This is a genomic window from Synechococcus sp. WC101, assembly GCF_047461555.1.
Taxonomy (GTDB): domain Bacteria; phylum Cyanobacteriota; class Cyanobacteriia; order Thermostichales; family Thermostichaceae; genus Thermostichus.
On the sequence record NZ_JANSHG010000102.1, the window covers coordinates 1 to 9387 of the forward strand.

Consider the following 9387-nt stretch of genomic DNA (forward strand, 5'->3'; position numbering starts at 1 on the left):
CCTCCACCCCTTGCAGGCTGGTTTGGCTGGCTACGATCACGTCGAACAACCCGGCCAGGATCTCATAAGCTGTGGAGCTGGTAATCCGAATCCGCCCGCCATTGGTGCCGTCGCCCCCATCCAAGGCCAGATCCTTCTCTAGCCTCTCCTTGCCCGCCCCCAAAATCTGGATCAGCACCTCTAGCCCCTCTGTGGCATTTTGCAGCCGCTGCGCCTGTGCCACAGCATCGGCCAGCTTGGTAAAGGGGCCCTTGGCTGGATCCACTTGCAGGATGACGGGCCCACCACCTGGCGATGGTGGGGGAGGAGAGTTGCCCGTGCCTCCTCCTCCACAGCCGAAAGCGATCCCTGCCAACAGAGTCAGCAAGAGGGAACCGGTTCGCCAGCTAGATTGGGATACTTGGCCGTCTGTGGAAAGGGGGCCTTTCATCGGTGGAAAATCCTTGGCAAGTCCCTATCGGTCAAGCCTATCAGAACTGCGGATACCTAGAGCCCGGATGAACCCCTGGGATCCAATTCTCTCAAGCAGAGCCTCCCAAAAGGGATCCCTGCCCTATTGAACTTGGCAGAGGATCCGCAATCAGTACAGTTAAAATTTCTTCGAGAAATTTGGAGTTCTAGGGGGGCTGCCCCAAGTAACTCGACAGGGGGTTGCTGAAGGAAGGGTTGCCGGCCAACCACGACCTGCAACAATGGCAAGCAGACCAGGGTAGACGCTGAGCCGCTATATCCTGAGAACGGGTCCAGATAGGGTTACAGGTCAGCCATGTCCTCTTTCGTTCGCTCGGTTGCGCCGCAGCAGCTAGCTGCCCGCCTGAGGGATCCCGAGGCTGGTCCTCTGCAACTCATCGATGTGCGGGAACCGGCCGAGTTGGAGTTGGCCAATCTCAGTGCCCTCGGGTTTCGCAACTACCCCTTGAGCCAGTACCAAGAGTGGCGCGAGCAAATCTTGAGGGAGCTCGATCCCCATTGTCCAACCTTTGTCCTCTGCCACCACGGCATCCGCTCTGCCCAAGTGAGCCAGTGGCTGCTGGCCAACGGCTTCAGCCAGGTCTACAACATCAGCGGCGGCATCCACGCCTGGGCTCTTGAGGTGGATCCCAGCCTGCCCACTTATTGAGCTTCTACAGCGTCAGGGATCCCACCTTTTGTTCTAACAACTGGGCCAGATCTTGCAAGAAGGCCGCCGCGTGGGCGCCGTAAATAACGCGGTGGTCGCAGGTGAGGTTGACCTGCATCTGGGAGCGGATGGCGATGGCTTTTTCTGGTGTGGCCACCACGGTGGGGCGAGCAGCGCCGACGGCCAAAATAGCTCCTTGGTTGGGAGGCAGGATGGCGTCGAAGCGATCCACCCCAAACATGCCCAGGTTGGAGAGGGTAAAGGTGCCGCTGTTGTACTCCTCCGGCTGCAGTTGCTTGCGCCGCGCCCGCTCCACCAGATCCTTCCAGCGGCGGGAGATCTCGTAGAGATCGGTCCGGTTGGCCTGCTTGAGCACAGGGGTGATCAGGCCGCCGTCTTCCATGGCCACCGCCACGGCAATGTTGACCTCGGCTTTGTAGTGGATCCCGTTTTCCGTGTAGCTGGCGTTGAGGAGGGGATGCTTTTCTAGGGTCAGGGCCACCGCTTTCACCAAAAGGGCCGTCAGGGTTACCCCTTTGGGCTTCACCTGTTGGTAAAGCTGATCCAGGCTGTCGGTGGTGATGGTGTAGCCGACGTGGAACACCGGCACGCCCAAGCTGGCGTTCATGTTGCGCACCACCGCCGCCTGCAACGTGCTCAAGGGAACCACTTCTCCCAACGGGGCAGCCGCAGAGACAGGGGGGGGAGCTGCCGCTTGCGTAGAGGCGGCCTGAGCTGCAGCCCGCTCCACATCTTCGGCCACGATGCGCCCACCAGGGCCGGAGCCGCGCACCGTGCGCAGGTCGATCCCCAGGCTTTCTGCCAATTTTTTCGCCCGTGGGGAAGCCAGGATCCGCTGGGATCCGGCCCCGTTGGAGCCAGTTGGAAGGGTGGGGGTGGGGATCGCCGCAGGGACAGGGGTTGGCTGTTGAACTGTGGGGGTGGGGACTGCAGTAGGTGCAGTTGCCGGTAGAGCACCCTTAGAGAGGGCCTTGGCTCGCTCTTGGGCCTCGGCCACCTCCGCTTCGGTTTCGGCAATGAGGGCGATGGGGGCGCCCACCGGCGCCGATTCCCCTGCTGGGATGAGGATGCTGGCCAGAATGCCGCTGTGGAAGGACTCCACGTCCATGTCCGCCTTGTCCGACTCCACCACCAGGATGTTTTCCCCTTTCTCCACCCGGTCGCCGGGGTTTTTCAGCCAGGCAACGATCTTGCCCGTTTCCATGGTGGAGCTGAGGGCCGGCATGGAGAGTTCGTGGATCATGGCGGGGATGGCAACACAGCAGAGAAGATTGTAACCCAGCCAACGCGATCTCAGCGCAGCCCCCTGAGCCTATTGGGTACCATCGCCTTCCGCCTCAGCCACCACCAACAGAGTTTTCAGCAGGGAATCCGGGTTGAGGCTAATAGAGTCGATCCCTTGCTGCACTAGGAAGCGGGCAAAGTCAGGGTAGTCGCTGGGGGCCTGGCCACAGATGCCAATCTTGCGCCCGTGGCTTTTCACGGTCTGGATTACCCGGGCGATCATCCGCTTAACGGCCTCGTGGCGCTCGTCAAAAAGATGGGCCACCAGGGCCGAGTCGCGGTCCAACCCCAGGGTGAGCTGGGTGAGGTCGTTGGAGCCGATGGAAAAGCCGTCGAAGATCTGGCAGAACTCGTCGGCCAGGATGACGTTGCTGGGCAGCTCGCACATGACGTACACCTGCAGGCCGTTTTCCCCCCGCACCAGGCCGTGGCGGGCCATCTCCTCCAGCACCCTGTGTCCCTCTTCGGGGGTGCGGCAGAAGGGGATCATCAAGATGACGTTGGCCAGGCCCATCTCGTCCCGCACCCGTTTCATGGCCCGGCACTCCAGCGCAAAGCCGTCGCGGTAGCGGGGATCCGTGTAGCGGGAGGCCCCCCGCCAGCCAATCATCGGGTTTTCCTCGTGGGGCTCGTAGCGGGCTCCGCCCAGTAGGTGGGCGTATTCGTTGCTCTTGAAGTCCGACAGCCGCACGATCACCGGCTTGGGGTAGAAGGCGGCGGCGATGGTGGCCACCCCCTGGGCCAGCTTGTCCACAAAGTACTCCGGCTTGTCAGGGTACTGGGCGGTGAGCTCCGCCAGGCGCGGCTCCTCCTTGACGGCCTGCTCGTAGTGGAGCAAAGCCAAGGGATGGACCTGGATGTGGTTGGCGATGATGAACTCCAGCCGTGCCAGCCCCACGCCATCGCAGGGGATCTCGCTGAGGCCAAAGGCTTTTTCCGGGTTGCCCACGTTCATCATCAGTTGGGTGCGGGGACGGGGCAGCTCCTCCAGCGGGATCTCTGTAACTTCATAGGGCAAAAGACCTGGGTAGACGCGCCCTTCTTCCCCCTCGGCGCAGGAGACGGTGATGGGATCGCCGGAGCGGAGCACCTGCGTGGCGTTGCCGCAGCCAACAATGGCCGGGATCCCCAACTCGCGGGCGATGATGGCCGCATGGCAGGTTCTGCCCCCCTGGTTGGTGACGATGGCGCTGGCCTTTTTCATGATCGGCTCCCAGTCGGGATCCGTTTTTTCGGTCACCAGCACCTCGCCGGCCTGAAACTGATCCGAGCGGCGCACATCCAAAATGACGCGGGCCGTGCCCTGGCCAATGGCCTCTCCCACCGCCCGTCCCCGCACCAGGGGTTCTGGGCGGGCCTGCGGCTGGGTAAAGCGATAGGTCTTGAGGCGGTTGGCGGCCTTTTGGGATTGCACCGTCTCAGGGCGGGCCTGGACGATGAACAGCTCGCCGCTGATCCCGTCTTTGGCCCACTCGATGTCCATGGGGGTGAAGCGGCCCCGCAGCGCCGAGTAGTGCTCTTCGATAAGGCAGGCCCAGCGAGCCAGCTCCAGGATCTCGTCGTCCTTGAGGGCATATTGCCGGCGCAGGCTCTCGGGGACGGGTACGTTTTTGGTGGAACGGGATCCCTCCTCGTCGTAGACCAGCTTCAGGGCCTTGCTGCCCAGCTTGCGGGAGAGGATGGGCCGCCGCCCCTGCTTCAGGGTAGGCTTAAAGACCACGTATTCGTCGGGGTTGACGATCCCTTGCACCACGTTTTCCCCCAGGCCATAGGCCGCGGTGATCAGCACCGCATCTTTGAAGCCGGTTTCTGGGTCGATGGAGAACATCACCCCCGAGCAGGCCAAGTCCGAGCGCACCATCTTCTGCACCCCCACCGAGAGGGCCACCTGGAAGTGGTCGAAGCCCTTGATCTGGCGGTAGGAGATGGCCCGGTCGGTAAACAGGCTGGCAAAGCAGCGGTGGCAGGCCTGCAGCACCGCCTTGATCCCGTGCACGTTGAGGTAGGTCTCCTGCTGGCCGGCAAAGCTGGCATCCGGCAGGTCTTCGGCGGTGGCGCTGGAGCGCACCGCCACATCGGTATCGGGGCCGTAGCGCTCGCACAGCTCCTGGTAGGCCTTGGCAATGGCCTGCTCCAGCTCTGGGGGGAAAGGCGTCTGCAAAATCAAGGTGCGGGCGGCCTTGCCCCGCTCGCGCAGGTTCCGCACATCCTCGATATCGAGGTCTTTGAAGATCTCCCGCAGCTTCTCCTCGAGGCCGGCAGCGGCGATGAACTGGCGATAGGCATGGGCCGTGGTGGCAAACCCCAGGGGCACGCGGATCCCTTTAGGGGCTAGCTGCTGCAGCATTTCTCCCAAGGAGGCGTTTTTCCCGCCTACCTGAGCAATATCCCGTAGGCCCACCTCTGTGAGAGACAAAACCAAGGGCGGCTCTGAGCCAAGCTGGCGTTGAGGGGGTTGCTGAAGCTGGGACCCCAGCGCTGCTCCATCCAACATGCCTTGCCTCCTTGTACCCAGCGGACCAACTGTGCAATAAGTGCTGCAACACTTGCGTGTAGCAAGAAACTTTCCCCAGCCAGAATCTGGCTCGGCTTTAAGGAGCTATACCCCCACTGTACTGAGGGTTTTTCTCTGGTTAAAATCCCGGCACAGCCCCCTAGAGAAACCTGAGAAGGAGATGACACAAAGCCAATCCTGCCAAGATCCTGCTGAGAAAGCTGACACAAATCTTCGACCTTTTTTACCTAATGCAAAAGTAACCGCTCTGCCACAATGTTTTCAAAGCAGCAGTTTGCGGAAACAGGGCAAATGGAAGACCCCAGAGATCCAGTGGCAGAAATTCGCTGGGTGACGGTGACGGAGAAACAGCAGGGCTTGCGGCTGGATCGGGGGTTGGCAGAACAACTGCCGGAGCTGTCGCGCTCGCGCCTGCAGCAGCTTATCCGCCAGGGCCAAGTTTGGCTGAACGGCCAGCCCTGCCTGGATAAGGATCGCCCCCTGCAGGCCGGGGATCAAATCGAGGTGCGGATCCCGCCGGCCACCCCCACCCCCTTGCAGCCGGAGCGGATCCCCTTAGATATCCTCTATGAAGATGAGGATCTGCTTGTCATCAACAAGCCGCGCGGCCTGGTGGTGCACCCGGCTCCTGGACATGCCAGCGGCACCCTAGTGCATGCGCTGCTGGCCCACTGTCCTCGCCTTTCTGGGATCAACGGCGAGCAGCGTCCGGGGATCGTCCATCGCCTCGACAAGGACACCACCGGCGCCCTGGTGATCGCCAAACACGATCAGGCCCACCAGCACCTGCAGGCTCAGATTCAAGCCAAGACCGCTCGGCGCATCTACCTAGGGGTGGTGTTTGGCCGGCCAGCCCAAAGCCAAGGTACCATCTCTGCCCCCATTGGGAGGCACCCGGTGGATCGGCAGAAAATGGCCGTCCTGACCCCTGGCCAAGGGCGAGTGGCGGTAACCCACTGGCAAGTGTTGGAGCGGCTGGGCAACTACACCCTGATGCAGTTTGAGCTGGAGACCGGGCGCACCCATCAAATTCGGGTGCATGCTGCCCACATGCGCCTACCCATTGTCGGGGATCCCCTCTACACCCAGAGCAAAACCAGCCCTGTCAAACTGAGCGGCCAAGCCCTTCACGCTTGGAAACTTTCCTTCATCCACCCGCGCAGCGGCCAGCCGATGCACTTTACTGCCCCCCTTCCTGAGGAGTTCGAGCGGCTCCTGCGGCAATTGCGCAGCCAAGTCAGATGAAGCGTCGCCGTGGCCGTTCCCACCTTGCAGAGGGATCCCCCTGATTCCATCCGACGGGATCCAGGTTGCTCCCTGCGCCCAAAAGGTTTCAATCTTCAGCAAACCTTTAGAGAAGTCGGAAGCGCTTTTGCCGGGTGAGTTGTTTAGAATGCGCTCATCCTCACCAAAGTAAGCAATGCTACGTCAGCTAGAGCGGGTTTTGAAGCTGGATATGTTGCTGCGCTCCGGGCAGAGGCAGACAGCCTCTTCGCTGGCCAAAGCTCTGGAAGTGAGCGAACGAACGGTTAGGGCGGACATCAGCTTCTTGAAAGACCGCTTTCAAGCTCCCATCAAAACCAACCGCGAAAAAGGATATCACTACACCGATCTGGAATGGCGGTTGCCGACAATATCTCTCACTAAAGGGGAACTGTTTGCCTTAACACTGGGGGCCAGAATGCTGGAAGCCTATGCGGGATCCGCCTATGCCCCACAGTTGCGCTCGGCGATTGGGCGGCTGGCTCAACGGCTCCCAGAGCAGGAATGGCTGGATCTACAGCAGGTGGCCGATGACCGGCTCATTTTTCGCGCAGGAGCAGAAACCCATCTGGATTGGGAGATTTGGCAGCGGTTGGAGGATGCCTGTCGGGAGAAAAGACGAGTGTGGATGCGCTATCGCACCGCCAGCCGAGGCGATCAAGTGTCGGAACGGGAGTTGGATCCCTATCTCTTGCACATCTACCGCGGCACCAATCCCTACGTGATTGGCTGGTGCCACAAAAGACAAGAAGTGCGCTGGTTCCGGGTAGATCGGATCCTGGCTCTCAAAACCCTGCCGGAAACTTTTGAGATCGACCCGACTTTCGATCCCAAAGCCCATCTGGCGATGATTTTTCAGCATGAGGCGGGCGGGATCCCTCGCCAGGTAAGAATTTGGTTTGACGCCCAAACGGCACCCTTCATTCGGGAGCGGCGCTGGCATCCGACCCAGGTCATTGAAGAAAACCCAGACGGATCCCTGATTCTGCGCATAACCGTGCGGGGGATGAATGATGTAAAGCGCTGGGTGCTGGGCTACGGCAGAGGAGCCAGAGTGCTGGAGCCTCCGGATTTGGTGGACATGATGCGGCAAGAGATCTGCGAGATGAGCCGGCAGTACGTTGACGAGGAGCCCTAGCGATGAGCAAGTCCCGATTTTGGGCCAAGACCGGACAGGGACAGTTGCGAGAAGATGGCCGACCTCTGTACCATCCCGTCCTCTGCCACCTAGCCGATACGGCAGCTGTGGCCATGGAGATCGTGCAAACCTACCTTAGCCCCCTTGCTCGTCAGCAGCTCTCAGTAGGATTGGGGCTGGAAGGGGATCCCTTAGCTCGCTTTTGCGGGTTCATGGCAGGGTGTCACGACCTAGGCAAAGTCAGTCCTGCCTTTCAATTTCAAGTGAGCGAGGTGGGAAAAGCGCTGGTGGGATCCCGTCTCTACGACCTGTGGCGCAGCTATCCCAACACTGGCCAAGCAGCCCCTCATGGAACGGTTACCGCCGCAACCTTGCCCGGCTTTCTGGAAGAGCTGGGGCTGCCCAAGAAACTGGCCCAAAAATTGTCAGCTATTGTCGGCGGTCATCATGGCTTTTTCCCGGGACTTCAGGATATTCAAAGTCTCTCCCCCGACGATGTCGGTCGAGGGGAGTGGATCCCATTTCGTCGAGAGATCTTCCAGCAACTACAAGATTTTGTTGGGCTGAAGAGGGAGGGGATCCCTGCCCGCTGCAGCAATTCCGCCGCCATGATCTTGGCCGGCCTGGCAACCGTTGCCGACTGGATTGCCTCGAATACGGAGAGTTTTCCCTACGCCAACGACGAGCCCTTCGAGACCTACGCTCAAGGAATAGCCGAAAAGGCCCAACAAGCCCTGAAAGCCCAGGGTTGGATTGCGCCCCCCACAGACAGCCCTCTTACTTTTCAGGCTCTCTTTGACTTCATCAGCGAGCCGCGACCGCTGCAATTGGCAGCCATTAACCTGAAGGACAGGCTGGCTCCACCCTGCTTGGTCATTGTCGAGGCCGCCATGGGAGAGGGCAAAACCGAAGCTGCGCTCTACCTGGCCGACCACCTGCAGCATCAAGCCGGAGCCGGTGGCTTTTACATCGGCCTGCCTACCCAGGCAACCAGCAACGCCATGTTCGAGCGCGTCAAGTCATTTTTGCAAAAGCGCTATCCCGATGCCATCGTAAACCTAACCCTCAGCCATGGGGCAGCAGCTCTCAAAGAAGATTACCTGGACACCGTCTGTCGCCTGGATCAGGTTTATGACCAGGAGGGCAAAGGCGTTTTTGCCAGCGAGTGGCACACTGCCCGCAAGCGGACGCTGCTCAGTCCTTACGGGGTGGGCACCCTTGATCAGGCTCTGATGGGAGCAGTACGGACCCGCCACCAGTTTGTCCGCCTGTTTGGTCTGGCAGGCCGCATCATCATCCTGGACGAGATCCACGCCTACGACCTCTACACCAGCACTCTCCTGGAGCGATTTTTGGAGTGGGCAGCCGTTTTGGGATCCCCCGTGATCGCCCTCTCGGCCACCTTGCCCGCCGGTACCCGCCAACGATTGCTGGCTGCCTATGCCAGAGGCTGTGGACAGCCCCCGCCCGACTCACCTAATGCCCCTTACCCTCGCATCACAGCCCTAGCTTCTGGAGCGGCCCTAGCTCAGTCTTTTGCTCCTTCCGAGCATGTGCGCCGTCAATTGGGGATCCGCTGGGTCAGGGATGACCAGTGGCCCGCAGAACTCTCGCAAGTGCTTTCCAAAGGGGGCGGGTGCGTTGCTGTTATCTGCTCAACGGTAGATCGCGCCCAGTGGGTGTTTCAGCATCTCCAGAAGTATTTTCCGCCGGAAGAATTGGGCCTGTTTCACGGGCGCTTTTTATTCAAAGATCGAGAGCAGATTGAGAAGCAATGCCTGGAGAGATTCGGCAAAAATGGACATCTCCGTCCCTCTCGTTTTGTTTTGGTGGCAACCCAGGTCATTGAGCAAAGCTTGGATGTGGATTTTGACTTAATGATCAGCGATCCCGCTCCCATTGATCTTCTCCTACAGCGCTCTGGGCGGCTCCACCGCCATCCGCGGGACAAGCGACCACCTGAGCTATCTGCTCCCTACTTGTGGATAGTGGAACCAGAGCTAGCTGAGGAGGGCAAGGCTAATTTTCGGGAGAGCAGCTCTATCT

At 60.3% G+C, this 9387-nt stretch carries 6 protein-coding genes and 1 pseudogene; 4 read left to right on the forward strand and 3 right to left on the reverse strand.

Translation table 11 applies throughout. The annotated features are described in order from the left end of the window. A pseudogene (locus tag NW809_RS08180) lies at positions 1–430 on the reverse strand (right-handed parallel beta-helix repeat-containing protein); the annotation flags it as partial. A gap of 336 nt (positions 431–766) precedes the next feature. On the opposite strand from NW809_RS08180, the gene NW809_RS08185 reads away from it, so the two are divergent. After that, positions 767–1120 (forward strand): rhodanese-like domain-containing protein, encoded by a 354-nt coding sequence (locus NW809_RS08185; RefSeq protein WP_099812372.1) that lies wholly within the window; start codon positions 767–769, stop codon positions 1118–1120. A gap of 4 nt (positions 1121–1124) precedes the next feature. Here NW809_RS08185 and NW809_RS08190 read toward each other — a convergent pair whose 3' ends face one another. Together NW809_RS08190 and ppsA are read right to left on the reverse strand one after the other, a co-directional pair. Then, a complete protein-coding gene (locus NW809_RS08190) occupies positions 1125–2384 on the reverse strand; it encodes a dihydrolipoamide acetyltransferase family protein (protein WP_414401913.1) in 1260 nt (419 codons plus the stop codon). Between the two features lie 69 nt (positions 2385–2453). Beyond that, on the reverse strand, positions 2454–4919 hold the full coding sequence (gene ppsA, locus NW809_RS08195) for a phosphoenolpyruvate synthase (protein ID WP_414401914.1): 2466 nt from the start codon (positions 4917–4919) through the stop codon (positions 2454–2456). Between the two features lie 312 nt (positions 4920–5231). Here ppsA and NW809_RS08200 point away from each other — a divergent pair, with 312 nt between their 5' ends. The 3 genes from NW809_RS08200 to cas3 form a co-directional block, all read left to right on the forward strand. Continuing rightward, positions 5232–6185: an RluA family pseudouridine synthase gene (locus NW809_RS08200; RefSeq protein ID WP_414401915.1), complete on the forward strand. Its 954-nt coding sequence runs from the start codon at positions 5232–5234 to the stop codon at positions 6183–6185. A 175-nt stretch (positions 6186–6360) separates the two neighbouring features. Beyond that, positions 6361–7341: a helix-turn-helix transcriptional regulator gene (locus tag NW809_RS08205; RefSeq protein WP_414401916.1), complete on the forward strand. Its 981-nt coding sequence runs from the start codon at positions 6361–6363 to the stop codon at positions 7339–7341. Between the two features lie 2 nt (positions 7342–7343). Then, on the forward strand, positions 7344–9387 hold a 2044-nt coding region (gene cas3, locus NW809_RS08210; protein WP_414401917.1), incomplete at its 3' end, for a CRISPR-associated helicase Cas3'.